Below are 24203 nucleotides of genomic sequence, written 5' to 3'. Positions count from 1 at the left end.
TTGGTAAATTTGGTTAGTTGAAACTTTGAGGGTAAGTTGAGATGAATATGCAAATGACAGATAAAGAATTAAATGCTCTTGTGTCTTTGTTGGATGATGGGGATCAGGAAGTAAAGGAGCATGTGAGGGATAAAATTCTCTCCTTAGGTAATAAAATTATCCCCTTTCTGGAAAACAAGTGGGAGGGATCGTTCAATCCTGAATTGCAAAAGGAAATCGAAGAGATCGTCCATGACATGCAGTTTAATTTGCTCCTAGAAAGGCTTACAGATTGGACAAATTCTGAGGAGAAAGAATTACTTGAGGGCTTATGGATTATCAATACCTACCTCTATCCTGAACTTGAATTCGAACAGCTTAATGCCCTGATGCAACAAATTTATTTTGATGTATGGACGAATTTCAAGAACGAATTGTCGGTTTATGACAAAATAAAATTGATCAATAATGTGATGTTTAATGATTTGAAATTCTCTGCCAACACGAAGAATTTCCATAGTCCTTCAAACAGTATGATCAAAACGGTCCTAGAAACTAAGAAAGGAAATCCAATAAGCCTTTGTTCAGTTTATCTATTGGTGGCAAAAAAATTAGGTTTGCCAGTTTACGGGGTTAATCTACCCAATCTGTTCGTATTGACATACAAGTCAGGTAAATTCAAATTTTATATCAATGCCTTCAACAAAGGTCTTATTTTTACCAAACAGGATATAAACAATTACCTTGATCATTTGAAATTGGACCCTAAGCCGGAATATTACGAGCCATGCGAAAACATTGAAATCATCAGAAGAGTAATTCGAAACCTTATTTACTCCTTCGAAAAAATAGGGGATTTAGACAAGTCCAAAGAAGTTAATCAATTATTAAAAATAGTGGATTTACCTTCCTAAGGGGTAAACCTAATATTACAACCCACAGCTCTGGTTACGGTAGGACTTGGCCGGTCTCTTTTAGTGATGTCTTCTAAAGCTGTATCAAGATAATGGACTGTTGCACTTTCCATTGCTTGGGCATTATTGTCTATAGCTCCTCGGTAAGCAACACTGTAGCCCGTAGGACCAGCTGTAATAATTACCACCTCCGGTATTTTTTTCACCCCTGTCATTTTTGTGAAAACTTGATTTTCATCTAATAGGAATGGAATTTGATTGTTTTTAGCAAACGCCAATGACGCAAGCTTTTCAATGGTTTCATCCTCTTGATCAGCATGAGGATTTACCAGCGCGAAAGTAATCTTTGATGAGCTGTATTTTTCCTTCAGTGCCCTAATCCTTGAATTGTATAGTTTTGGATAGGGGCATTTAAGTGTGTAAAAAATAAAAACCTGTGCGATGGATGCCTTGTTTTTGTCTAGCGAATAGGGTTGATTGGTAATGGCATCTACCATTTCCATGTTGGAAATCTTTTGTCCGTAAATGGCCGAAGTCCATAGGATACAAATTACAAAACATGTAAAAAGTTTCTTCATATCTAGTTTTGTTGATTACAATTATAAATATAAGAAGAATCACCAAATAGTATAGGTAAGTACCATATCGTTTTCTGAATGGACCATTACCTTGTAAAAATGATCTGAAAAATCGGAGCCATACACTTTGCCTTTTATGATTTTATCTTTAGCAGTAAATGGTTCCAGAATAATATTCTGCCTTAGGCTAATGCCCCTTTTTCCTTGACATTTGTAGATGCTTTCTTTTACTGACCAGGCTAAAGTGTACAGGTAACTGTCTTTCCCTAAAAAAGCCAATTCAGAAGGGTCTAGGTATTTCGGACCAAGTGGTACCGTTTTTTCTCTAACCCTTTCCAAGTCCACCCCTACTGGCATGTCTTTGTGGAATATCGCTGCGGCATAATCACCATGGTGAGTGAGGGATACATGTCCTGAACCATCCATAGAATGTGATTTACCGTGGCTATCTTTATAAAAGCCAGGGTAGGGTAAATCCAGACTGTCCAAGGTGTTTTTTATTGCGAGACGTGCGCCTTTCCATTCTTTTCTTTTTTGTGCATGACCGATATTGGCCAGTGATAGTTTTTCTCTAAAACTCAAAAAGTCCATGGATGCGTTTTCAGACGTTTTAATATTGTTGATGGCAAAAGCAGATAAAGGGCTAATTTTTTCTATTTTTGTTAACATAGTAGCTTTAAGGCAACTGAGTGGTAATTAGGTTTTGCAATATATGTCAAATATTCAAGTTAGTAAACTTAACACATTAAGAGGTCATAATCATTCCGTTTTTGCACTTGCTAGTGGTTGCGTACCTCACCTTATTTACACTGGCTCCGGAGATGGAATGGTAGTAGAATGGGATCTTTCTACTCCTGGAGATGGACTTTTGCTGGCCAAACTTTCAAATTCTGTTTATGCCCTTGAAGTAGATGAAGAAAGAAATCTTTTATTCATAGGCCATAATAATGAAGGGGTTCATGTTATTGATCTAAAGACTAAAAAAGAAATTTGGTCCTTAAAAATCACTTCTCATTCAATTTTTGATCTGAAAGTAGTTGGCGATCTATTATTGGTGGCTACCGGAGATGGAGTGCTTGTGGTTTTGGATATTGAGGAAAGATCCCCAGTTCGCCATGTAAAAATCAGTGAGCAGTCCCTACGGGTTATGGCAGTGTCTCCTGACAAACGTCAACTCAGCGTGGGAGCCAGCGACAATTTGGTTAAGGTTTTTGATTTGGAAAATTGGAAGCCATTGGCGAGAATGGGTGGGCACAACAAATCAGTATTTGCTTTGGCATACAGTCCAGATGGTAAGAAAATTATTAGTGGAGGAAGGGATGCTCAGCTTAAGTTCTGGGATACTGAGAAATTTGAGGAACAAAAAAACATAGCAGCGCACATGTATGCGATCAACTTTCTATCTTTTCGAGAAGATGGTAAGTATTTTGTGACATGTAGCATGGACAAGTCAATGAAAATTTGGGATTACGAAGCTTTTAGGCTATTGAAAGTTATAGATAAAGCCAGATTTGTAGGTCATGGAACATCCATTAATAAAGTTTTGTGGACGAAACACAATAATCAAGTAGTAGCCATCAGTGATGATCATACTGTTTCTGTTTGGGAAATAAATATTGGTCAATAACTTCCGGTCTAAGATCGGCTAAAGGACGAAAAAATGAAAATTACACCATTAGATATCCGTCAAAAGACCTTCGAAAAGAATTTCAGAGGCTATGATAAAGACGAAGTTTCGACTTTTTTGAGTTATCTGTCTCAAGAATGGGAAAAGCTCGTCGAAGAGAAAAATGCCCTTAAGATAAAATATGAGCATGCTGAAAAAGAAGCTTCCAAACTTAGGGAAGTGGAGCAGTCGCTTTTTAAAACTTTGAAAACGGCAGAGGATACCGGCGCGAGTATAATCGAACAAGCGAATAAAACGGCGGAATTAATTCTTAAGGAAGCACAAATGAATGCTGATGCGCTACATGCCGAATCAAAAGGCAAGGCCAGAAGCATGATAGATCAGGCAGAATCCCAATCCAAAAACATCATAGAGGACCTTAAGGAAGATGTTAATGTCTTGGTGGAAAATTACGAAAAACTACTTGACCAAAGGGATTACTTGCTGAAGAACTTGAAACGTACAGCCACAGAAACGCTAGAGAATGTAAATGCTGCTAGGGAAGGGTTTAACGAAATTGATGCTGGCATTCATACTCGTTTGGTCAAAGAACTGCAAAGGAAAGAAAAGAATTTCAATTCTACAGAAAAGGAGGAGCCAAAGTCAAATCCATCCGGCAATACATATACATGGGAGCAGCCTGAAAGCAAGGAAGAGGTCGAAAACGAGTCTGAACTTGATGAAGATGAAAAAGTAGTTGCTGCTGAATTTGATCCAATTCAAGTAGTTGAAGAGGTTGATGAACAAGAAAAGCAGAAAGAGGAAGAGGAAAAAGTCTCAGCTGCCAAGAATACCAATAAAGGTGAATCGGGTTCATTTTTTGATCAATTTGAATAATGGGAAAAGTATCGCTTGAGGGAATTGAGTTTCATGCCTTCCATGGGGTGTTCTCAGAAGAAAAAAAATTAGGCAACCGATTTACTGTCGATTTGCATGTGTATACAGATTTTGAAAAGGCAATGCGTACGGATGACCTCAAGTATACGGTCGATTATTTTAAGCTTTATCAAATAGCTAAAGCACACATGCAGGTTCCCGTGAAATTGTTGGAACACTTGGGACACTTAATGATTGGGGATATTCTAAAAGCCTATCCTGAAAGTACACAGATTGAAGTGGTGATTAAAAAACACAATCCGGCCCTTGGAGGGGTGGTGAATTTTTCTGTGGTAGAAGTAGCTTACCCTAGGGATTACCAATAAACTGGATAATGAATGTACACCAAAAATGAGCTTAGCAAAACCAGGCAAGAGTTTTGGACCACGTTTGGACAGTATATGAAGCCTGTACCTAATGCTGATGGAACAAAAATCAATTGGAAAAATTATAAAACAGGTGTAAAGCACATGTATTTTAGAATGAAAGCAGAGCGAGATTTTGCTTCCATTTCGATAGAAGTGCAGCACCCAGATAAGGAGATAAGGAGTTTGCTTTATGATCAGCTAGTGACTTTTAAGGGGATTTTTCAGCAAGAAGTAGAAGAAGAATGGAGCTGGGTACCCGACTCAGAAAATGAGTGGGGGGAGTTTTCCAGTAAAGTGGAAAAAACACTACCAGGGGTGAGCGTAATGAATAGAGACGATTGGCCAGAAATCATTTCTTTCTTGAAACCAAGAATAATTGCAATAGACGCATTTTGGTCAAATATGAAATATGGTTTTGAAGGCTTGACTTGATAAATCGGTAGCACTCTTTTTTAGCGAGGACAACTATTGGTTGTCGTGCCTTTTAGGTAAGTCAGGGTTGGTAAATACAAATCCTTTGGCCTCATTGCTTTCGTGAAAGTCTACCTGCATGCCCATCAAAAACATCACATGTCTTTTTTCAATCAGCACTGCCAGCTCTTCGATTTCATAGCTTTGGTCCCCCTCTTTTGCCAGATCAAAACCTAAAGCATATGAAACACCACCACATCCACCACCTTTCACACCTATTCTCAGGGAGTACTCCACAGGAATATTTTTGGTAGCCATAATGTTTTTAATTTCTTCGAGTGCTTTGGCAGTTATTTTTATTGGAGTCAACATGTGAAATTAAGGATGAAGTAGGATTAATGGTTCCAAAATTAAAACAGAAAAACAATTGGTGCATAGTAAAACATGACATTATTTCAGATATTGCCAATTAAAACCTTTGTATATGGATTACCTCTTTGAGCTATTAAAAATAATTATTCCTGCAGGCCTGGTCATTTATGGGATGTTTATTATTACGGTATCATTTTTGAAGAAGGAAAGGGAGATGAAATGGTTGGATATTAAATCCAAAAATTCAGAACAGGTGATTCCTTTACGTATTCAAGCTGGCGAACGCCTTTGCTTGCTTTTAGAGAGAATCTCCCCAAATAATCTAATTAGAAGGATTAATGGGCCTGAAATGCTTTCCGGAGAATTGCATGGCCTTTTGATTCAGGAGATCAGGAGTGAGTTCAACCATAATTTGTCTCAACAAATATATTTTACAGATGATTCTTGGGAGACCTTAAGGTCTGCTGTAGAGCAAACCATTTCACTCATTAACAATGCTTATCAGCAGGTTGGTGGAGAAGAAAGGAGCCTTGAGTTATCGAAAAAAATTTTCCAACTCGCAATGGAGTTGGAACAGGACAGTATAGCGATTGCGTTAAGAAAGATCAAAGATGAAATACGCATATACTACTGAGCCATCACTATAAAGCAATAAACATTTATGGACAGTTATTCTTCAGGCCAAAGCCTTTTTGAAAAGGTCAAAGCCATTTATCTAAACAGGGCTGAGCACATTGCTGGTACTGAAAAAAAACTCGGCAGTCTACTTGAGAAAGTAAACCAGAAATGGCAAGAACTTTCCAACAACCCTACATTTGCAGAGGTCAAATTTCAAGTCGAGATATTTATTAGAATGGTCAGAGCACATTTAAGTAAAAAATATGCAGGACTATCCAACAGGTCTTTGGGCTTGTTAGTCTTGGGTTTGTTTTATTTTGCACTTCCCACAGACCTGGTTCCTGATTTTATTCCTTTTGTAGGTTATGTAGATGATGTTACCGTTTTACTCTTCATATTTAAAAGTCTTCAATCTGATATTGAGAAGTTTTTAGACTGGGAAAAAAACCAAAACTTATGAGTCATATCGCTTTTGTTTCAGGAGCCTCCGGCTTGGTAGGTGTACAACTTCTTCATCAACTTTTTAAAAATGAATCCGTCGATTGGGTGGTTTCTTTCGGCAGAAGAGAATTGGCTTTTAAGCATCAAAAGCTCGTTCAGTTGAAGGTTGACTTTGAGCAGCTAGATAAGTTGAATCTGGAAGATGAAATTAGAAAGCAAAATATGGGCGGAGACAAGCAGCCTTTATTAAAAGCACTGAGTGAAGCCTCTACATCAATAATGGCTTTCTCTGCCTTAGGAACTACGATTAAAAAGGCGGGCTCTAAAGAAAACTTTTACCGAATAGACCACGATTATGTACTTGACTTTGCAAGGATGACCATCCGGCTGGGAGCCAAGAGATTCTTATACGTAAGTGCCATAGGAGCGGATGCCCAATCTAATATACATTACAACAGTGTGAAAGGAAAGGTTGAAGATGGACTTAAAAGAATGGATTTTAATTATGTGGGGCTCTTTCAGCCTTCTATATTATTAGGCGAAAGAAATGAAAACCGACCAGGGGAAGAAATAGGCAAAGCTGTTATGAAATTCGTTACCTTTTTTGGGCTTTTTAGTAAGTATAAACCCATATATGATCATCAGGTAGCTAAAGCAATGGTACAAAAAGCCCTCAATTTGAAAATGACAGGAAATGAGACTATTTCCTCCTCAGAGATGCATAAGATGACGAAATGATTGTAGTTTTACAAAGAGTAAAAAGGGCATCAGTACAAATTGAGACAATCGAGAAAGCAGCTATTGAGGCAGGTTTACTTGTTCTTCTAGGTATCGAATCAGCAGACACGCTTGATGATATAACCTGGATTTGTAGAAAGATCGCGAATATGAGAATTTTTGCCGACCAAGAAGGGGTGATGAATAAATCTATTCTGGAGACAAATGGAGATGTTTTAATTGTTAGTCAGTTCACCCTCCATGCGAGTACAAAAAAAGGCAACAGACCTTCCTATATTAAGGCGGCCAGGCCAGAAGTTGCCATCCCACTTTATGAGCAATTCATAAATGAAATGAGCAAATTACTTGGGAAACCTGTGCCAACCGGTGAATTTGGAGCTGATATGCAAGTCTCCTTGATAAATGATGGGCCTGTGACCATTGTACTGGATTCAAAAAACAAGGTTTAAAATATTCTTTCTAAAGGCCTCTTATTTATACGCTCGCCCTCAGATTTAGCGAAGCCCATCCAGACTAAAATTAATGAAATGAAGAAAAAGAGTGTCTTTTTAGAAATAGAAAATGCTACGGTTCAGTCGTTTGGGAAAACAGTATTTAGAGATCTTAACTTTACCGTTGAAAATGGTGAGTCTTGGGCTATTTTAGGTGATTCAGGAAAAGAACGCACTTTATTTCTAGAAACTATTTTGGGTAGGACCGCCATAGTGGACGGAAACATTAAATGGCCATTTGCAGCTGACTATCAGCAGAAACAACGAGATCTTGGATTGATCAATAGCTTTAGGGATCTGATAGCGTTGGTCTCACAAAAATATACTTTCCGCAATAAATCCAGTCAACAAAATTTTTATTACCAGCAGCGATTCAATAGTGCTGAATCTGAGGATACAGCCACTGTAGGTGCCTTCTTGAGCGAGGTGGAAATTAAGGAAGAAGGAGCTTGGAACCTGTTAAACGTAATTGAGCTCTTTCGGCTAGAAGGTTTAAAAAGTAAATCTTTAATTAAGCTTTCCAATGGTGAAACAAGAAGGCTGGCGATGGCAGAGGCTCTATTAAAGAACCCGAAATTATTATTGATAGACATGCCGTTAGTTGGCCTTGATGTACAAACCAGAGCTGATTTTGAAGGGATACTTAAAACCATTCAGCGTTCAGGAATTCAAGTCATCATGACCTCTACAGCCAAAGAAGTCCCAGAGGCAGTAGATCGAATAGGTTGGATAAGTGGTGGGAAATTAATGGTAGTAGAGGATAGGAACAGCTTGATTCCTCTGGAAAATGAGGCTTTCTCAACGTTCAACTTTTCTTCCATGTCTTTTGACGGATTACTAAACACAGGGACTTTGCCATTTTCGGATCAGGAGATCATTAAAATGAATAATGTTACGATCAGCTATGGTGAAAAGAAACTGCTCGACAATGTTTCTTGGCAGGTATTGCCAGGGGAAAAATGGTTGATAAAAGGACATAATGGCGCGGGAAAATCCACCCTCATTAGTTTAATACTTGGCGAAAACCCGCAGGCCTACGCCAATGACATTTCACTATTTGGCAGGAAGAGAGGGACAGGTGAAAGTATTTGGGACATAAAACGCCCTATTGGTTTTGTATCTGTTGAATTGGCCAGGTATTTCCCCATCAATCAAACCTGCAGAAAGGTAGTGGCATCTGGGCTATTTGACACCATGGGATTATTTAAAAAACTAACTGAGACACAGGAGGACTTGGTGGATAGATGGCTAAAGGTATTTCAGTTGTCCCATTTAAGTGAGCTTAGATTGCAACAAGTGAGTTTGGAGGAGCAAAGATTCTGTATTTTAGCGCGAGCGATGATTAAATCCCCTACCTTACTCGTCTTGGACGAGGCCTCTCAAGGCATGGATGAAGAACAACGAAGTAGGTTTAAATCCACCATTGAGTTTTTTTGTAAGGAGACAGGATTAACATTGCTTTTCGTAAGTCATTATGATGTGGATATTCCTGATTGTATAGAACATACACTTGAACTCGAATTAGGTAAAGTAATTAACAAATAGAAAGAATGACCATAGAAGAAGCACAAAAGCAAGTTGACGAATGGATAAATACCACAGGGGTTCGGTATTTTAGTGAATTGACAAACATGGCCATTTTGACTGAAGAGGTGGGCGAAGTAGCTCGGATTATGTCACGAAAGTATGGAGAGCAATCCTTCAAAGAAAGTGACAAGGAGGTAGATTTGGGTGATGAAATGGCAGATGTCTTATGGGTGTTGCTTTGTTTAGCCAACCAGACAGGAATAGATCTGACGAAAGCTTTTGAAAGAAATTTTGAGAAAAAGAATAAAAGAGACATTAACAGGCATAAAAACAATGAGAAATTAAAATAAGCAACTGCTTTTCTCAAATACCCTCTTTCGGCTAGTTGGAGTCACAGGTCATACTTAAACGAGCTTTATAATATTACCTACGGCAATGCTTCCCTTGTCTAATGCAATAAGATTCTGGCCAAATAATACTTTCCCATCCACTTTTCTGTATTGAGAAAGGGTGGTTAGGGGTTCTTTGCCTTTCGTTCCTGTTTTCTGATCTATAGTGATCATCATACATCTTGCACAGGGTTTAGTGACTTTAAACCTTAATTGACCTATTTGGATATTGTCCCAATCATCCTCGGCAAAAGGGAGTGCGCCGGTAAACACTAAATTTGGCCTAAACCTTTCCATGGCAATTGGTTCTTTCAGTTTGCTGTTTAGATCGTCCAGCGAGGATTGGCCAATAATGAGGAATGGCATACTGTCTGCAAAGCTAACGTGTTCATTGTTAACTTTATATTTACCTTCTATATACCTTTTATTCTCCAAATCCATTTTCACCAATTGACAATTTGTCTTTAGTTGGGCGGAAAACCATTTGTCAATCTTAGCAGAGACATGGAGTGTTTTTACTGAGTCATCCCAAACAGTACCTTCTATTTTTTTGCCAGTATTTTCATGAAATGGGATTTCAATCCTATCATCAGGATTTAATTGATGATACACAAGCAATCCATTTTCCTGCAATTCTACCTGAAGTAAAGCCATTTCTGGAAAAGAACGTTGGGTCAGAAATTTCCCATTTTGGTCTACCAGCATCCAATTCCTGTCATACCGAAAACCGGAAACTTCTGCGTTGGCTTCCATTAAATTGATTCCGCCAAGAGATTTTATAGGGTAAATATTGATTTGAGAGACTTTCATTTTGATTTTACATGTTGACTTAGCAGGTAAATATCGGTTACTTTTGTTGCAATACTATGGGAAATATTGACATTTTTAAAGATAAGCTGTCATAAATTGTGACAATGTGGCATTAATTTTTCCAATAATTCACTTGGCACATTGGTTGTTATAGTAGTTTTGTGTTTAAAACGAAAACGACAAAATTTATATAATCATGGGAAAAATTATCGGTATTGATTTGGGTACAACCAATTCATGCGTCGCTGTAATGGAAGGGAATGAACCTGTTGTCATTCAAAACAGTGAAGGAAGAAGAACTACACCCTCTATAGTAGCATTTTTGGATAATGGTAATGGAGAAAGAAAAGTGGGAGATCCTGCCAAACGTCAGGCGATTACCAACCCCGCAAATACCATTTCTTCTGTAAAGAGGTTTATGGGTAAAAAGTTTTCTGAGATTTCAGATGACAAAAAGAACGTTTCTTATAAAGTAGAAAAAGGAACAAATGACACAGTTGCTATAAAAATTGGCGATAGGTCATATACTGCACAGGAACTTTCTGCAATGATTTTGCAAAAAATGAAATCCACTGCAGAAGATTTCTTAGGTCAAGAAGTTACTGAAGCTGTAATTACAGTTCCAGCTTATTTCAATGATTCAGAAAGACAAGCAACCAAAGAAGCGGGTCAGATCGCTGGTCTTGATGTTAAGAGAATCATCAATGAGCCTACTGCAGCAGCATTGGCTTATGGACTGGATAAGAAAAATGCAGACATGAAAATTGCTGTATTTGACCTTGGTGGAGGTACTTTTGATATTTCTGTTTTGGAATTAGGAGACGGTGTATTTGAAGTAAAATCTACCAATGGGGATGTGCATTTGGGTGGTGATGACTTTGACCAAGTGATCATCAATTGGTTAGCAGATGAATTTAAATCTGAAGAAGACATTGATCTTAAAAACGATCCAATGGCGCTTCAAAGGTTAAAAGAAGCTGCTGAGAAAGCCAAAATAGAGCTTTCCAGCTCTTCTGTAACGGAGATTAACCTCCCTTATATTACAGCTACTCAATCTGGACCTAAACATTTGGTAAGGAGTCTTTCAAGGTCAAAATTTGAGCAATTGTCAGACAGCCTTGTGAAAAGGTCTATGGAGCCTGTTCGAAAAGCAATGGCCGATGCTTCTTTGTCTCCTTCTGACATTGATGAAGTTATACTTGTTGGTGGTTCTACAAGGATCCCTAAGATCCAAGAGGAAGTTGAGAAATTCTTTGGTAAAAAACCTTCAAAAGGTGTAAATCCAGATGAAGTTGTTGCCATCGGTGCAGCCATTCAGGGTGGTGTACTTACGGGAGAAGTGAAAGACGTTCTATTGTTAGATGTTACGCCACTTTCTTTGGGTATCGAAACAATGGGAGGCGTATTTACCAAGCTAATTGAGTCTAACTCTACCATACCTACTAAAAAATCTGAAGTCTTCTCAACTGCTGCTGACAATCAGCCTGCTGTTGACATTCACGTCCTTCAAGGAGAGAGGTCCATGGCAAAAGACAACAGAACTATCGGAAGGTTCCAACTTTCAGATATCCCGCCATCACAAAGAGGTGTTCCTCAAATAGAGGTGACCTTTGACATTGATGCCAACGGTATTCTAAACGTTTCTGCTAAAGATAAAGGTACGGGTAAAGAGCAAAAAATTAAGATTGAAGCCTCTTCTGGTTTATCTGATGAAGAAATCGATAGAATGAAGAAAGAAGCCGAAGCAAATGCTGCTACGGACAAAGAAGAGAAAGATAAGGTTGATAAAATCAATCAAGCTGATAGTTTGATTTTCCAGACGGAGAAACAATTAAAAGAGTTTGGCGACAAATTGTCTGATGGAAACAAAACAGCAGTTAATAGTGCATTAGAACAGCTTAAAGCTGCACACCAAAGTCAGGATTTAGCTGGAATCGAGACAGGAATGGAAGCCTTGAATGCTGCTTGGGCAGCCGCTTCTCAGGAGATGTACAGCGAAACTCAGGGAGCTGAGGGTGCTGCAGGTCAGCCTGGTCCTGACGACGCTTCAGCTGACGGCTCTGGAGACGGTGTTTCAGATGTTGATTATGAAGAAGTAAATGAAGAGGAAAAGAAGTAAACAACCTTCATTTCTTGATTATAAATTGATAAATAATGGTGTCTCCGGTTTTCCGGAGATGCCATTACTTTTTAGTGTACCTTTCGTTCTTTCTACAATTGGCAAAATGGAGCGTTAATTATAATGGGTATCAGTTCTTCGTAAACTAATTTGGCTCACTACGTGAAAGTAGGGGCTCGGCAAAATTGATTCTTTTAAATTTGAAGCTTCCTTGAAATCCCATAGTACGGAAGGGTTTAATTCCCATTCTATTCGCCATAAACTAATAGCGGCATGCAATTAACATCTGATAATAAACTTAAGAACTTGATTATTGTTGGTGATCGGCTCCTCATCAAATTGAAGAAGCCAAATCAAAAAACGTCCAGTGGTTTGTATTTGCCACCGGGGGTTCAAGAAAAAGAAAAAGCGCAACAGGGTTATATCATAAAAGCTGGGCCGGGATACCCAATTCCACTTCCGGTACAGGACGATGAACCGTGGAAAGATCAAAATGAAAATGTGAAATATATCCCTTTGCAAGCAAAAGAAGGAGATCTAGCAGTCTTTCTTGTTAATGGCAGCTTTGAAGTGATGTATGAAGGTGAGAAATATTTCATCGTGCCTCAAAGCGCTATTTTGATGCTTGAAAGAGAAGAAGAGTTATAAAAGGTTTTCAAATATTCTTAATAGAGGAAGGCAATAGATTTATAATCACTTCAGAGGAAGTGTCCTTCCCTATCACAATAGGCTATTATTTAGAAATTTTAATAAAGTGAGCGCTTCCCTATATCAGGGCTGTCTCACTTTTTCTGTTATTACATTAGGGTTTAATAAAGTGCTTTTTTACCCAATCGATTTTAGATGGAGTTATTATTACAATGAATTATTTAAAGGCCGATTTAAGGGTTTTTCCAATCCGTTAATTTTTGCATTTTACATTTCTTTTTTTGCTTTCTGCATCATTAGCTAACTTTAATGTGTATTAAAACAGATTAATTTGTAGCTTGATGGGTGTTTTGCCTCTATAATCAACATTTAGTAAACTGTTTATTTCTTTTTCACCTAGGAATATTTTAGAGCAACTCCAGATTTTCCTAATTCAATAATGAATCAAAAAGTCGCATAATCTTTTTGATTCAAATTTACGTGCCTTAAAACCCTTTAATATTAGCAAATGATAACTTCATCAATTTTTGAAAACACGACAAAGAGGGATTTATTTAATTTTTTAAAATCCCATTACAATGAAGGAATGGTTGTAATTAAAAGAGATGGGGAATGGACGGCTGAATGCAATGATGATCTTATTGGGACACTAGGCTTTTCAGGTGATACAATACAATTTCCAGGTTTTTTTAATTTGATGTCCAGCCCTGTTAAAGATAAATTGATAGCGTGTTTAGAAAACGATCTTCAGGAAGAAAAAGGCGCATTAAAGCATATTATTAAACTTCAATCAGAAAGCGGGAAGTTGCTTACCTTAAGGCTAAATGGGTATTTGATAGCTGATTTGGAGGGAGCACCAACCAATGAATTTGTATTTTTTATTGAGAATCTTACAGATATTTTAGAGAAAGATAAATTTCGTCATCAATGTAATCTCATTTCTAAAATCGGATATTGGAGTATTAATCTTGAAAAAGGGTTACCAGAATGGAGTCAGGTAACCCGGCTTATCCATGAAGTGCCTGACGATTTCGAACCCACCATGGAGGGGGCCATTGACTTTTATAAAGAAGGGAAAAGTAGAGAGGCTATTAAGAAAGCATTTGATAATACCTTAAAGACAGGAGAATCTTATGAGCTCGATTTAATATTAATTACTTATACTAAAAAAGAAAAATGGGTAAGGGCGATTGGTCAAGCAGAATTAATTGATGGAAAACCCGTAAGGGTCTTTGGTACTTTTCAAGATATACATAGTAAGAAAATTGCCCAGTTAAATTGGACTGCTGAACAAGAAAAGTTTAAATATGCTGTTCAGGGTACAAATTTGGGTATTTGGGAGTGGGACATTCAAACTGGTGAGACCATATTTAATGATAGATGGGCTGAAATCCTCGGGTATAAAGTAAGTGAATTAGAGCCTCTTAATTTTCAGACTTGGGTGGACTTAATGGATCCTGAGGACTTGAAAGTTGCCGAAACCAATTTGCAAGCCTGTTTTGAGGGGAAAACCGATTATTATGAATGTGAGTTCAAAATGAGGCATAAGGATGGGTCTAGGAGGTGGATTCACGCAAGGGGGAAAGTGATATCCTACACAGATGATGGCCAACCAAAAATAATGTTTGGTACGCACCAGGATATTAATTTCTCTAAAATTAAAGTTCAAAAGCAAGCTATTTTTATTTCTCAGGCACCCATTGCCATCGCTATGTTTGACAAAGAAATCAAATACCTGGCCGTTTCTTCCAAATGGATGTCAGATAATAATTTAGGCACTAAATCGGTGATAGGTAAGTCTCATTATGAGGTTTTTCCTCAAATAGATGAAAATTGGAAAAAAATACATCAAGAGTGTCTGGCAGGAGCAACTAAAAGTAATAGGGAAGACAAGTTTGTAAGAGAAGATGGTATTGTACAATGGCTTTCCTGGGAAGTGAAACCCTGGTTTGATGAAGGGAATGTCATAGGTGGTATAATTATGTATACCGAAGATATAACAGCACACAAACTTGTTAGTGAGAAATTAGACATTTCGTTAAAAGCCTTTCAGCAGAATTTTGAAAATGCAGGCATTGGTATGGCCATTGTTTCATTAGAAGGGAAGTGGCTTAATGTAAATGATAAAATATGTTCAATATTGGGTTATAGTAAGTCAGAATTTAATGATTTAACCTTTCAAGACCTTACACATCCTGAAGATCTGGCATCTGACTTAAACTTTCTACAAGATGTTATAGATGGGAAAAGACAAACCTATCAAGTCCAAAAAAGGTATATTCATAAATTAGGGCATGAGGTTTCTGCTATTTTGGCAGTATCCGTAGTGCGAGATTCAAAAGACAATATTTTATATTTTATTTCTCAACTTATTGATATTACAGCCCTGCGAAGTGCGCAAAATCAAATATCCGCACTTCTGCAAACTACTCAAGACCAAAATGAGCGGCTAAAAAACTTTGCCCATATTGTGTCGCATAACTTAAGATCTCATTCATCGGGAATGAACATGTTGCTTGAATTATTAGAGTTTGAACATCCTAATTTGTTTGAAATGGAGATTCTTAGTTTACTCAAAAAAGGTGGCATTAATCTCTCCGAGACCATTCAGCACTTGACTGAAATAGTAAATATAAATTTACATGAAACGGCAGAAAACGAGAGAGTCGAATTGTACAAAATCTTAAATAAAACCATAGAGAGTGTTTACCCTATGGCCAAACAGGAAGGAGTGGAACTCATTAATGAAGTTACTGATGAACTTTATGTTGCTGGCATTCCTGCGTACATAGAAAGCATTGTTTTAAATTTTGTCACAAACGGCATAAAATACAAGTCGCCAGATAGAGAAAGTTACCTAAAAGTGGGGGTGAAGGAGCATAAGAAAACTTTTGAAATTAGGTTTGAAGACAATGGTTTAGGAATAGACCTTGAAAAAAATGGGGATTTGTTGTTTGGGATGTATAAAACCTTTCATAAGCATCAAGACGCTAGAGGTATAGGCTTATTTATCACTAAAAACCAGATAGAAAGTATCGGCGGGAGTGTAAGTGTGGAGAGCAAGGAAGGCGTAGGAACTACATTTAGTGTGTTTCTACTGAAGGATCAGAAGCATTGAAGCAGTACAATATTTTAAATTAGAATACCATTGTTAGCTGTAAAATGAAGAGGCATAAAAAAACGCCATGGTTGAAATATTTCACCATGGCGTAATTGTCTCCTTCTAATTCTTTTTCTCTAGAAAGAGAATACTCCTGCTACCAAGAAAGAAGCTAAATTTTTAGTGCTTTGAAAATCGTTATTGATGAAGAAATTGCTAGACATCATGTCTGCTCTAACTTCAGGAATAATAGTAAAGTTATCCGTGATTTTGATATTTCCAGACAAGGTGCCTGCCAACACTCTGCCATCACCGTCTGAATCTACGCCTACAACATCTTCCAAACCATCATTGAAAACTTTGAAATATTCTCCTCTTGCTCCGAGGGAAAATTTGTCAGAAGTAGCAATTTGTAAGTAACCTGCTACGCCATAAAAGCCATAACCATCACCAGTCGCATCTTGTATGGCTGAACCATTGTACATTTGACCTGCTGCAGTAGTGTTGTAAGTGGTATTCAGACCAAGAAATAAAGATTCTGTAACATCATAACCCGTAGTTAAGTCGATCTGAAATGTGTTTCCCATCGAATTTGGACCAAATGATGATAAAGTGTTCATTTCTAATTTTCCGTCTTGGTCTCCATAAAGCAAGTTTAGGTAAGTTCCACCAGCGTCAGTAGTATAGGCCAGTTGACCACCCAAGGTGTAAGAACCGTAGAAATTTAACTCAGTCATATCTGTCGGGTTCATAACGGAAGCCATTAGTGACCAGTTGTCTGAAAGCTGAAAGTCTGCCTTCAGTCCTGTATGAGAGAATGGACCATAAGAAAACATATAAGAAGTAGAGTAATTGAAATTTCCAGTTGGGGAAATAACCTCATAACCCAAATAGGTGTTGAAATTACCCAGGGTAAACGTTACAGCATCACTTACATTGTAATACATATAAAGTTGGTTTATGATTTGAGAACTACCTGCCATTCCGCCAGCGTATAGAGGAGAGCCAAAAACAGCATCTTCTCCTCTTGGACCAAATACCAGGTCGGCAACAAATCCTACTTTTTCACCTTCATAGGTCGCGATAATATTTGCCATTCCTAAAGAGAAACCTGGGAGGTTACCAAACGATGTGGCCGGCGACTGAGCCGCATCACCTTTGTTAGGTGCATTTAGATTACTTCTGAAGTAAGCATCAACTGACCCTGATAGAGAAAATTCTGATTGGGCTTCTTGTTCTTCCTGAGCCAGAAGAAATGTTACTGGCAATAAAAATAGGATTGTTAAAATTGAATAAAATTTTTTCATTTTGGATATTGATTAAATTTTAGAATTTGTTTAGAATCAATGGATCCTGCTTTTCTAACCCTTTTATTAAAAAAGCAGGATCCTGTTTTTAAGTTTATAGAGATTATTTATTCATCATAAATGATAGTGTAACCTCTGATTCCGTGCTCATGGCTGTCAAGTCCTGATATTTCGTGTTCTTTAGATACCCTTATTCCAATTGTTTTCTTCATTACAAAGAATATTGCTAGAGCAGAAAAGAATGCTGCAGCACCGCAGATTGCTACGCCCGCTAGTTGCGTTAAAAAGTTGTGATCTGGATTGTTAGAGAAAATACCTACGGCTAAAGTACCCCAGATACCACACGTAAGGTGAACTGAAACGGCACCCACTACATCATCAAGTTTTAACCTGTCTAATAAAAGAGCAGACATCACGACTAATATCCCAGCTATAAAGCCAATTAGTAGTGCGTATATAGGGTTAATTACATCGGCTCCTGCGGTGATCCCAACCAATCCAGCTAAGATTCCATTCAACACCATTCCAAGGTCCAATCTTTTGAAAGCAAAATACGCTGCGAAAAAACCACCTAAACCACCTGCACAAGCAGAAAGAGAAGTTGTAACGAGTACAAAAGATACCAGTCCTGGATCAGCAGAAAGGACAGAGCCTCCGTTGAAACCAAACCATCCTAACCAAAGTAGGAATACACCAATTACTGCCAAAGGAACACTCGATCCTGGCTTGTCCATTGTTTTGCCATTCACATATTTCCCTATCCTTGGGCCTACTAATAGAACACCTGCTAATGCTCCCCAGCCACCTACAGAGTGAACCAACGTAGAACCAGCGAAGTCATAGAAGCCCATGGCGTCTAAAGCGCCTCCGCCCCATTTCCAGCTTCCAATTATAGGGTATACAATACCTACAAAAATTACAGTAAAGATTAGATAAGCCCAAAGTTTTACTCTCTCTGCTATCGCACCTGATACAATAGTGGCCGCAGTGGCAGCAAACATGGCTTGAAAAAGAAAATCTGTCCAATAAGTATAGCCAGCATCTGCGTATTCAGTACTTACATCAGCATTTCCTGGGCTAAACCAGAACATGCTCCAACCTGCACCATCAAATCCGAACCAACCTGGAACGTCAAATCCTGGATACATAAGGAAGAAACCTACTAAGCCATAAGTCAAAATACCTATTATAGGAGTAACGGTATTTTTAAAAAGTATATTCACAGTATTTTTTGCCTGGCCAAAGCCAGCTTCTACACCTGCAAAACCAAGGTGCATAATGAATACAAGAGCCGTAGCCAACATCATCCAAACATTATTTGTTGTAAGGAGGTTTTGAGCGATTGCATCGGCGTAGTCAATTCCACTAGAACTAACTTGTAATAAAGGAGGTAAAATGTTTTTCATAAAGAACCTAGAGTTAAAGAGTTACAGGTTGAATTTTTACTTTCATTTTCATTTACAACAAATTTAGGCAATTAATAGTCAAAAAAACAACTAGTAAATTTAAAATAAGTGTAAAAATTACAAAGAGTAGGGTAAAAAATATCTGAAAAATAGATTTATTGTGTTTTTAAATATATTAAAGGGTAGTATTAACACCTTAATAAATAAAATAGATAAAGTCTGCTTTTCTGGTGATCTTTGGTCTTTTCTATGGTATAATTAATTTGTTTGTCCTTTATAAATTGATATTAACAAAAAAAGCCATCACTTATTTTAAATAAGTGATGGCTTGATAGAATTTGGGTCAATAGGGAATTTTGGTATTATTCCAATATTAAATTTATTTTCATTTATTTTTAAAAAAAGCTGAAATAATTGCTTAATATTTATTGAATTCGAGTTGTTGTGAGTCTTTTTGTAATAAAAACACCGAGTTGTTGATGATTTTTAAACAAAAGTTACTGATTTAGAAGTGCGAATTCTTTAGCGAAGTAGGTCAATATGATTTTTGCACCCGCTCTTTTAATGCTAAGAAGGGACTCTGTCATTGCTCTTTCGCCATCCAGCCACCCGTTTGCAGCGGATGCTTTGATCATGGCATATTCCCCACTTACATTATAAGCAGCAATAGGAAGGGGGAATTTGTCATGCAGTAATTTAATAATGTCCAGATAGGCCAATGCTGGCTTTACCATTAAAAAATCTGCTCCCTCATCAAAGTCCAGTTGCCCTTCGATCAATGCCTCTTGGCTGTTTGAGGGATCCATTTGGTAGGATTTCTTGTCTCCAGCTTTAGGAGCGGAATCCAGTGCATCACGGAAGGGATTGTAAAATGCACTCGCATATTTTGCTGTATAGGACATGATGGAGACCTCTTGAAAACCATTTTGGTCAAGTATTTTTCTCAAATACCCCACGCGACCATCCATCATATCTGATGGACCGATAATGTCCGCTCCAGCCCTGGCCTGAGCAAGTGTCATTTTGCCTAAAATTTCGAGGGTTTCGTCATTAAGAATTTTACCGTTCTCAACGAGTCCGTCATGCCCATCTATACTATAGGGGTCCATGGCTACATCGGTCATGATGCATGCTTCAGGGAAAGTTTGCTTAATAGTAAAGAGTGCTTTTAAGTAAAACGTATCCTCCCGATGGCTTTCTGTTGCCCATCGGTCTTTTTTGTCTTCCGTATATGCTGGGAAAATATCAAAGGTAGTGATGCCTAATTTAAGGCAACTTTCTATTTCAATTAACATTTGGTCCAAGGAATACCGAAATATTCCAGGCATAGAATTTACGGGTACTTTCTGGTTGATACCATCTATTAGAAATAATGGAAGAATAAAATCTTTGACAGATAATCTGGTTTCCTCAACCAATGCACGAATGGCTGGAGATTTTCTGTTTCTTCTGGGCCTTCTCAACATGGCTTTTGTTTTAAGGTTTAGTATTATAGTATTGGTGTAAATAATCGCTTTCCTATATAATAGGTAAAATAGGACGTTTTACTTATTGTAAAAGTTTCTCTACAGTTTGAATATCAATCTCTGAATAGTCGTTAATATACAATTGACAAGGAGGGAGGTCTTCTTTTGTATGTGAGGAGAGTACACCTACTACCTGCATGCCGGCGTTGATGGCAGCCGAGACCCCTGAATAGGAATCCTCGAATACAAGGCAATTTGCCGGATTTACATCCAGCAACTTAGCAGAGGTGAGATAAACTTCCGGGTCAGGTTTGTGGTTTTTAACATTCTCACTGGCTAAAATGGATTCCATTTTAGGTGCGAATTTCAATGCTCCCATAATTAAGTCAAGATTGGCTCTTGGTGCAGAAGTGGCTACGCCGGTTCTGAAACCAACATTTTTTAACTCGTTTAAAAAAGGAAGGAATGCAGGAAGCGTTACGATTTGATCGGCATAAATTTCTCTAAAAAGCCCCTCTTTTTCATTTTCCAGGTTATTGAACTCGGTTCCAGAGATTTCCCTTCCCAGGAAATGGTTGAAAATATACTTATTGCTTTTGCCGTACATGTGTTTTTCAAATTCTTCTTCAGTGGGGTCAAGCCCCCTCTTACCGAAAAATACCCTGAAGGCTTTAGAATGGAACGGGTTGGTATGACAGATTACACCATCCATGTCGAAGATTACTGCTTGGTTTTTCATTTTTGACTTGCAGGGTTTTCAAAATTTAAAATAGTTCTTTCAATGATGTCACAACAGTCATGCAACTCCGCTTCAGTCATAACTAAGGGAGGAGCGAAGCGAATAATGTTTCCATGGGTAGGTTTGGCGAGAAGCCCATTTTCTTTCAGCCCCACACAAATATCCCAAGCGGTACTACTATCAGGAGTGTCATTGATTACGATTGCATTTAAAAGGCCTCGGCCTCTCACTAGTTTGACCAAATTGGTTTTTTCGATCAGTTGTTCCATGCGTTCCCTGAATAGTTTTCCCAATTTTCTGGCATTCTGTGCCAATTTTTCGTCTTTCACCACTTCTAAAGCCGCAATGGCTACTTTTGCACCCAAGGGGTTGCCTCCGAAGGTGGAACCATGTTGTCCAGGGTGTATCACTTCCATTATCGCATCATTGGCAAGAACGGCGGAGACAGGGAAAAAACCTCCAGAAAGTGCTTTCCCCAAAATCAAGATGTCAGGTTCTGCGTAAGTCTCTTGTTTTTCACAATGACTTTCGCAGCTGCAGTTACCGCAAACAGCCAATAAAGAACCAGTTCTTGCAATGCCAGTTTGAATCTCATCTGCCATTAACAATACATTGTGTTCCTGGCAAAGTTTTTTCGCCTCCTTTATATAGTGTTCATCAGGAGTGATTACACCTGCTTCTCCTTGAATGGGTTCTACTAAAAAACCAACGCAATCAGGGTTGTTTGTCAACACCGCTTTTAGCGCAGTTATATCGTTGTAGGGTATTTGAATAAAGCCGGGTGTGTAAGGGCCAAAATTGTTTCGCGCGTCCTCATCTGTAGAAAAAGACACTATGGTTGTTGTTCTTCCGTGAAAATTTTCTTTGGCTACAATTATTTTTGCTTGATGAGGTTGAACCTCTTTTTTATCGTAGCCCCATTTTCTGGCGATCTTAATGGCGGTCTCTACGGCCTCAGCGCCAGTGTTCATTGGAAGTACCTTATCAAATCCAAAATAGGTAGTGATGTATTTTTCGTAAGGCCCTAGAATATCATTGAAAAAAGCCCTTGATGTCAAGGTCAGCGTTCCAGCCTGTTCGATAAGGGCTTCTTTTATTTTAGGATGGCAATGCCCTTGATTAACAGCGGAATAGGCCGATAGAAAATCGTAGTATCTTTTGCCTTCTACATCCCATAGGTACACCCCCTCACCTTTTTTTAGGACCACCGGTAATGGGTGATAATTGTGTGCACCGTATTTATTTTCTAGCTGTATGGCTTCTTGACTTGAGCTGATCTCCTTCATTCTGGATCTCTTTTTTGGTTCATTAAAAATATATATTTGCAGCGCATTGGCCCTGTTTGGCAAATATAATAAAAGGGTTTTGGAATCAGGAATCAAAACCAAAAACTTGGAGTGCAGGGATTTATTAAATAATTATGGGGTACACTTTTGTTATTTAATGAAATCTTCCGATATTTGCAAACCCAATTGAAAAAAGTCAATCATTACTGGATACATATATATCATGGCAAAAATTTGTGACATTACTGGAAAAAGGCCTCAGGTAGGAAATAACGTATCACACGCCAATAATAAAACTAAGCGTAGATTTTACCCTAACCTGCATAAGAAGAGCTTTTATATCCCTGAAGAAGACGCATGGATCACTTTGAAAGTGTCGTCCTCAGCATTGAGAACGATTAATAAAAAAGGAATCAGCGCGGTATTAAAAGAAGCGCAGAAAAAAGGGGAGATTATTATTAAATAAGACTTGCCCCATACCAATATTAAAATAAAAGGAAATGGCTAAGAAAGGTAATAGAGTTCAGGTGATATTAGAGTGCACTGAACATAAAACAAGCGGTATGCCTGGGACTTCCCGGTACATTACCACTAAGAATAGAAAAAACACTACAGAAAGGTTGGAACTTAAAAAATTCAATCCTATTTTGAAGAAGGTGACTGTTCACAAGGAAATCAAGTAATCACACAACCCAAGGGTAAAACGATAATATTATGGCTAAGAAAGTAGTAGCAACACTGAAAAAAGAAGGTGGCGTGACTTATGCCAAGGTAATTAAGGCAGTTAGATCTGAAAAAACTGGAGCTTATACCTTTAAAGAAGAAATGGTGCCAAGCCAAATGGTTCAGGAAGTCCTGAAGAAATAAGGTTACAAGGCAAACAAAAATTTTTACTATCCCTTTCGGTTCCTATCGAAAGGGATTTTTGCGTATATTCGACTCAGAATTAAAAAAATTATGGGAATATTTGATTTTTTTTCTAAAGAGAAAAAAGAAAGTTTAGATAAGGGACTGGAAAAATCCAGTGAAAACCTGTTTTCGAAGCTAGGGAAAGCCATTGTAGGTAAATCAAAAGTTGACGATGAAATATTAGATGAATTAGAAGAAATTCTCATTACATCCGATGTTGGCGTAGATACTACGATAAAAATTATTCAAAGAATTGAAGAACGGGTTGCCAGAGATAAATATGTCAGCACCGGAGAACTTGATCTTTTACTTAGAGAAGAAATCGCAGGCCTTTTAGAAGAAAACAATACCCAGGATCTTGGTGGTTTCGATCTACCAACAGATAAAAAGCCTTATGTAATTATGGTAGTTGGTGTGAATGGCGTGGGTAAAACTACCACCATCGGTAAATTGGCCCACCAATTCAAGGAAGCAGGTAAGTCAGTTGTGCTTGGTGCCGCAGATACTTTTAGGGCTGCTGCCGTAGATCAATTGATTCTGTGGGGCGAGCGGGTAAATGTGCCCGTAATTTCTCATGGCATGAATACCGATCCCGCTTCAGTAGCATTTGATACTGTGAAAAAGGCAGTGGAAATGAAAGCAGATGTGGTAATTGTAGATACCGCGGGACGATTGCACACAAAGGTCAATCTCATGAACGAGCTCACTAAAATCAAAAGGGTGATGCAAAAATTCATCCCAGAAGCGCCACATGAAATTTTATTGGTGCTAGATGGTTCTACAGGCCAAAATGCATTCATTCAAGCCAAAGAGTTTACCAGAGCAACAGAAATTAATGCGCTTGCGATCACCAAATTAGATGGAACAGCAAAGGGTGGTGTAGTAATTGGTATTTCGGACCAATTTAAAATACCGGTTAAATACATAGGGGTGGGGGAAAAAATGACCGACCTGCAAGTTTTTAACAGCAAAGAATTCGTGGATTCTTTATTCAAAAAAAAATAGGATACTTTTTAAATACAAGGTCTTTCCCTAAAAAAAATCT

The 24203-nt window shown here is 38.1% G+C and carries 27 protein-coding genes; 18 read left to right on the top strand and 9 right to left on the bottom strand.

Annotation, left to right across the window (positions count from 1 at the left end; genetic code table 11):
* Positions 1 to 53: 53 nt before the first annotated feature.
* Positions 54 to 893 (top strand): transglutaminase-like domain-containing protein, encoded by an 840-nt coding sequence (locus AAC073_RS09255; protein WP_339923573.1) that lies wholly within the window; start codon positions 54 to 56, stop codon positions 891 to 893.
* Here AAC073_RS09255 and AAC073_RS09250 read toward each other — a convergent pair.
* Positions 890 to 1471 carry a redoxin family protein gene (locus AAC073_RS09250; RefSeq protein ID WP_339923572.1) on the bottom strand — a complete coding sequence of 194 codons (582 nt, stop codon included), beginning with the start codon at positions 1469 to 1471 and terminating at the stop codon, positions 890 to 892. The genes AAC073_RS09255 and AAC073_RS09250 overlap by 4 nt on opposite strands.
* 39 nt (positions 1472 to 1510) lie before the next feature.
* Entirely contained in the window at positions 1511 to 2140 is a 630-nt protein-coding gene (locus tag AAC073_RS09245) for a 4'-phosphopantetheinyl transferase superfamily protein (RefSeq protein WP_339923571.1), read from the bottom strand.
* Positions 2141 to 2183: 43 nt separating this feature from the next.
* On the opposite strand from AAC073_RS09245, the gene AAC073_RS09240 reads away from it, so the two are divergent.
* Genes AAC073_RS09240 through AAC073_RS09225 form a run of 4 tightly spaced genes read left to right on the top strand, consistent with a single transcriptional unit; the run spans position 2184 to position 4813 of the window.
* On the top strand, positions 2184 to 3098 hold the full coding sequence (locus AAC073_RS09240; protein WP_339923570.1) for a WD40 repeat domain-containing protein: 915 nt from the start codon (positions 2184 to 2186) through the stop codon (positions 3096 to 3098).
* A 33-nt stretch (positions 3099 to 3131) separates the two neighbouring features.
* A complete protein-coding gene (locus AAC073_RS09235; protein ID WP_339923569.1) occupies positions 3132 to 3974 on the top strand; it encodes a DivIVA domain-containing protein in 843 nt (280 codons plus the stop codon).
* On the top strand, positions 3974 to 4339 hold the full coding sequence (gene folB / locus AAC073_RS09230; RefSeq protein ID WP_339923568.1) for a dihydroneopterin aldolase: 366 nt from the start codon (positions 3974 to 3976) through the stop codon (positions 4337 to 4339). Before AAC073_RS09235 ends, folB begins: the two co-directional genes overlap by 1 nt.
* Positions 4340 to 4351: 12 nt before the next feature.
* On the top strand, positions 4352 to 4813 hold the full coding sequence (locus AAC073_RS09225; RefSeq protein WP_339923567.1) for a DUF4268 domain-containing protein: 462 nt from the start codon (positions 4352 to 4354) through the stop codon (positions 4811 to 4813).
* A gap of 33 nt (positions 4814 to 4846) precedes the next feature.
* Here the strand turns inward: AAC073_RS09225 and AAC073_RS09220 are convergent, their stop codons facing one another.
* Complete coding sequence (locus AAC073_RS09220) at positions 4847 to 5164, bottom strand: iron-sulfur cluster assembly accessory protein (RefSeq protein WP_339923566.1); 318 nt, start codon at positions 5162 to 5164, stop codon at positions 4847 to 4849.
* A 112-nt stretch (positions 5165 to 5276) separates the two neighbouring features.
* Here AAC073_RS09220 and AAC073_RS09215 point away from each other — a divergent pair, with 112 nt between their 5' ends.
* The 6 genes from AAC073_RS09215 (at position 5277) to AAC073_RS09190 (ending at position 9329) form a co-directional block, all read left to right on the top strand.
* A complete protein-coding gene (locus AAC073_RS09215; protein WP_339923565.1) occupies positions 5277 to 5798 on the top strand; it encodes a hypothetical protein in 522 nt (173 codons plus the stop codon).
* Between the two features lie 27 nt (positions 5799 to 5825).
* The gene (locus tag AAC073_RS09210) at positions 5826 to 6242 is read left to right on the top strand and encodes a YkvA family protein (protein ID WP_339923564.1); all 417 of its coding nucleotides are present in this window, start codon (positions 5826 to 5828) and stop codon (positions 6240 to 6242) included.
* Positions 6239 to 6961, top strand: a complete 723-nt coding sequence (locus tag AAC073_RS09205; RefSeq protein ID WP_339923563.1) for an NAD-dependent epimerase/dehydratase family protein — start codon at positions 6239 to 6241, stop codon at positions 6959 to 6961. Before AAC073_RS09210 ends, AAC073_RS09205 begins: the two co-directional genes overlap by 4 nt.
* Positions 6958 to 7410 (top strand): D-aminoacyl-tRNA deacylase, encoded by a 453-nt coding sequence (dtd, locus tag AAC073_RS09200; protein WP_339923561.1) that lies wholly within the window; start codon positions 6958 to 6960, stop codon positions 7408 to 7410. The genes AAC073_RS09205 and dtd overlap by 4 nt, the downstream gene beginning before the upstream one ends.
* A 78-nt stretch (positions 7411 to 7488) precedes the next feature.
* Positions 7489 to 8997 carry an ATP-binding cassette domain-containing protein gene (locus AAC073_RS09195; protein ID WP_339923560.1) on the top strand — a complete coding sequence of 503 codons (1509 nt, stop codon included), beginning with the start codon at positions 7489 to 7491 and terminating at the stop codon, positions 8995 to 8997.
* Positions 8998 to 9002: 5 nt separating this feature from the next.
* Positions 9003 to 9329, top strand: a complete 327-nt coding sequence (locus tag AAC073_RS09190) for a nucleotide pyrophosphohydrolase (protein WP_339923559.1) — start codon at positions 9003 to 9005, stop codon at positions 9327 to 9329.
* 54 nt (positions 9330 to 9383) lie between these two features.
* Here AAC073_RS09190 and AAC073_RS09185 read toward each other — a convergent pair whose 3' ends face one another.
* Positions 9384 to 10178, bottom strand: coding sequence for an MOSC N-terminal beta barrel domain-containing protein (locus AAC073_RS09185; protein WP_339923558.1), 795 nt, complete (start codon positions 10176 to 10178; stop codon positions 9384 to 9386).
* A 196-nt stretch (positions 10179 to 10374) separates the two neighbouring features.
* Here AAC073_RS09185 and dnaK point away from each other — a divergent pair, with 196 nt between their 5' ends.
* The 3 genes from dnaK to AAC073_RS09170 all read left to right on the top strand — a co-directional run bounded on the left by dnaK (position 10375) and on the right by AAC073_RS09170 (position 16063).
* A complete protein-coding gene (gene dnaK, locus AAC073_RS09180; RefSeq protein WP_339923557.1) occupies positions 10375 to 12297 on the top strand; it encodes a molecular chaperone DnaK in 1923 nt (640 codons plus the stop codon).
* Positions 12298 to 12570: 273 nt separating this feature from the next.
* Positions 12571 to 12945, top strand: coding sequence for a co-chaperone GroES family protein (locus tag AAC073_RS09175; RefSeq protein WP_339923556.1), 375 nt, complete (start codon positions 12571 to 12573; stop codon positions 12943 to 12945).
* Between the two features lie 508 nt (positions 12946 to 13453).
* Positions 13454 to 16063, top strand: a complete 2610-nt coding sequence (locus AAC073_RS09170; RefSeq protein WP_339923555.1) for a PAS domain S-box protein — start codon at positions 13454 to 13456, stop codon at positions 16061 to 16063.
* A gap of 119 nt (positions 16064 to 16182) precedes the next feature.
* On the opposite strand, the gene AAC073_RS09165 is transcribed toward AAC073_RS09170, so the two are convergent.
* From AAC073_RS09165 to rocD, 5 genes are all read right to left on the bottom strand, one after another.
* Positions 16183 to 17352 (bottom strand): porin, encoded by a 1170-nt coding sequence (locus AAC073_RS09165; protein WP_339923554.1) that lies wholly within the window; start codon positions 17350 to 17352, stop codon positions 16183 to 16185.
* A gap of 107 nt (positions 17353 to 17459) precedes the next feature.
* On the bottom strand, positions 17460 to 18758 hold the full coding sequence (gene amt / locus AAC073_RS09160; protein WP_339923553.1) for an ammonium transporter: 1299 nt from the start codon (positions 18756 to 18758) through the stop codon (positions 17460 to 17462).
* A gap of 497 nt (positions 18759 to 19255) precedes the next feature.
* Positions 19256 to 20224 carry a porphobilinogen synthase gene (gene hemB / locus AAC073_RS09155; protein ID WP_339923552.1) on the bottom strand — a complete coding sequence of 323 codons (969 nt, stop codon included), beginning with the start codon at positions 20222 to 20224 and terminating at the stop codon, positions 19256 to 19258.
* Between the two features lie 82 nt (positions 20225 to 20306).
* The gene (locus AAC073_RS09150; RefSeq protein ID WP_339923551.1) at positions 20307 to 20963 is read right to left on the bottom strand and encodes an HAD family phosphatase; all 657 of its coding nucleotides are present in this window, start codon (positions 20961 to 20963) and stop codon (positions 20307 to 20309) included.
* Positions 20960 to 22249, bottom strand: coding sequence for an ornithine--oxo-acid transaminase (gene rocD / locus AAC073_RS09145; RefSeq protein WP_339923550.1), 1290 nt, complete (start codon positions 22247 to 22249; stop codon positions 20960 to 20962). Before rocD ends, AAC073_RS09150 begins: the two co-directional genes overlap by 4 nt.
* Positions 22250 to 22472: 223 nt before the next feature.
* On the opposite strand from rocD, the gene rpmB reads away from it, so the two are divergent.
* The 4 genes from rpmB to ftsY all read left to right on the top strand — a co-directional run bounded on the left by rpmB (position 22473) and on the right by ftsY (position 24163).
* Positions 22473 to 22715, top strand: a complete 243-nt coding sequence (gene rpmB, locus AAC073_RS09140) for a 50S ribosomal protein L28 (RefSeq protein ID WP_014020701.1) — start codon at positions 22473 to 22475, stop codon at positions 22713 to 22715.
* 34 nt (positions 22716 to 22749) lie between these two features.
* Entirely contained in the window at positions 22750 to 22932 is a 183-nt protein-coding gene (rpmG, locus tag AAC073_RS09135) for a 50S ribosomal protein L33 (protein ID WP_014020702.1), read from the top strand.
* A 31-nt stretch (positions 22933 to 22963) separates the two neighbouring features.
* Complete coding sequence (locus tag AAC073_RS09130; RefSeq protein WP_020888572.1) at positions 22964 to 23116, top strand: DUF4295 domain-containing protein; 153 nt, start codon at positions 22964 to 22966, stop codon at positions 23114 to 23116.
* 90 nt (positions 23117 to 23206) lie between these two features.
* On the top strand, positions 23207 to 24163 hold the full coding sequence (ftsY, locus tag AAC073_RS09125; protein ID WP_339923549.1) for a signal recognition particle-docking protein FtsY: 957 nt from the start codon (positions 23207 to 23209) through the stop codon (positions 24161 to 24163).
* Positions 24164 to 24203 lie beyond the last annotated feature (40 nt).

The organism is uncultured Cyclobacterium sp. (assembly GCF_963977555.1).
Classification (GTDB): domain Bacteria; phylum Bacteroidota; class Bacteroidia; order Cytophagales; family Cyclobacteriaceae; genus Cyclobacterium.
The sequence above is the reverse complement of the archived record's forward strand: the minus strand, read 5'-3'. Positions and strand labels throughout refer to the sequence as shown.

Bases quoted from the DNA above. Each gene is read 5' to 3' on its own strand.
- AAC073_RS09250 (WP_339923572.1), bottom strand. From the start codon at position 1,471: ATGAAGAAACTTTTTACATGTTTTGTAATTTGTATCCTATGGACTTCG.
- AAC073_RS09245 (WP_339923571.1), bottom strand. From the start codon at position 2,140: ATGTTAACAAAAATAGAAAAAATTAGCCCTTTATCTGCTTTTGCCATC.
- AAC073_RS09210 (WP_339923564.1), top strand. From the start codon at position 5,826: ATGGACAGTTATTCTTCAGGCCAAAGCCTTTTTGAAAAGGTCAAAGCC.
- AAC073_RS09225 (WP_339923567.1), top strand. From the start codon at position 4,352: ATGTACACCAAAAATGAGCTTAGCAAAACCAGGCAAGAGTTTTGGACC.
- rpmG (WP_014020702.1), top strand. From the start codon at position 22,750: ATGGCTAAGAAAGGTAATAGAGTTCAGGTGATATTAGAGTGCACTGAA.
- AAC073_RS09215 (WP_339923565.1), top strand. From the start codon at position 5,277: ATGGATTACCTCTTTGAGCTATTAAAAATAATTATTCCTGCAGGCCTG.
- AAC073_RS09165 (WP_339923554.1), bottom strand. From the start codon at position 17,352: ATGAAAAAATTTTATTCAATTTTAACAATCCTATTTTTATTGCCAGTA.
- dnaK (WP_339923557.1), top strand. From the start codon at position 10,375: ATGGGAAAAATTATCGGTATTGATTTGGGTACAACCAATTCATGCGTC.
- AAC073_RS09175 (WP_339923556.1), top strand. From the start codon at position 12,571: ATGCAATTAACATCTGATAATAAACTTAAGAACTTGATTATTGTTGGT.
- amt (WP_339923553.1), bottom strand. From the start codon at position 18,758: ATGAAAAACATTTTACCTCCTTTATTACAAGTTAGTTCTAGTGGAATT.
- AAC073_RS09170 (WP_339923555.1), top strand. From the start codon at position 13,454: ATGATAACTTCATCAATTTTTGAAAACACGACAAAGAGGGATTTATTT.
- hemB (WP_339923552.1), bottom strand. From the start codon at position 20,224: ATGTTGAGAAGGCCCAGAAGAAACAGAAAATCTCCAGCCATTCGTGCA.
- AAC073_RS09205 (WP_339923563.1), top strand. From the start codon at position 6,239: ATGAGTCATATCGCTTTTGTTTCAGGAGCCTCCGGCTTGGTAGGTGTA.
- AAC073_RS09150 (WP_339923551.1), bottom strand. From the start codon at position 20,963: ATGAAAAACCAAGCAGTAATCTTCGACATGGATGGTGTAATCTGTCAT.
- AAC073_RS09220 (WP_339923566.1), bottom strand. From the start codon at position 5,164: ATGTTGACTCCAATAAAAATAACTGCCAAAGCACTCGAAGAAATTAAA.
- AAC073_RS09235 (WP_339923569.1), top strand. From the start codon at position 3,132: ATGAAAATTACACCATTAGATATCCGTCAAAAGACCTTCGAAAAGAAT.
- AAC073_RS09195 (WP_339923560.1), top strand. From the start codon at position 7,489: ATGAAGAAAAAGAGTGTCTTTTTAGAAATAGAAAATGCTACGGTTCAG.
- rpmB (WP_014020701.1), top strand. From the start codon at position 22,473: ATGGCAAAAATTTGTGACATTACTGGAAAAAGGCCTCAGGTAGGAAAT.
- dtd (WP_339923561.1), top strand. From the start codon at position 6,958: ATGATTGTAGTTTTACAAAGAGTAAAAAGGGCATCAGTACAAATTGAG.
- AAC073_RS09240 (WP_339923570.1), top strand. From the start codon at position 2,184: ATGTCAAATATTCAAGTTAGTAAACTTAACACATTAAGAGGTCATAAT.
- AAC073_RS09185 (WP_339923558.1), bottom strand. From the start codon at position 10,178: ATGAAAGTCTCTCAAATCAATATTTACCCTATAAAATCTCTTGGCGGA.
- rocD (WP_339923550.1), bottom strand. From the start codon at position 22,249: ATGAAGGAGATCAGCTCAAGTCAAGAAGCCATACAGCTAGAAAATAAA.
- AAC073_RS09255 (WP_339923573.1), top strand. From the start codon at position 54: ATGACAGATAAAGAATTAAATGCTCTTGTGTCTTTGTTGGATGATGGG.
- folB (WP_339923568.1), top strand. From the start codon at position 3,974: ATGGGAAAAGTATCGCTTGAGGGAATTGAGTTTCATGCCTTCCATGGG.
- ftsY (WP_339923549.1), top strand. From the start codon at position 23,207: ATGGGAATATTTGATTTTTTTTCTAAAGAGAAAAAAGAAAGTTTAGAT.
- AAC073_RS09190 (WP_339923559.1), top strand. From the start codon at position 9,003: ATGACCATAGAAGAAGCACAAAAGCAAGTTGACGAATGGATAAATACC.
- AAC073_RS09130 (WP_020888572.1), top strand. From the start codon at position 22,964: ATGGCTAAGAAAGTAGTAGCAACACTGAAAAAAGAAGGTGGCGTGACT.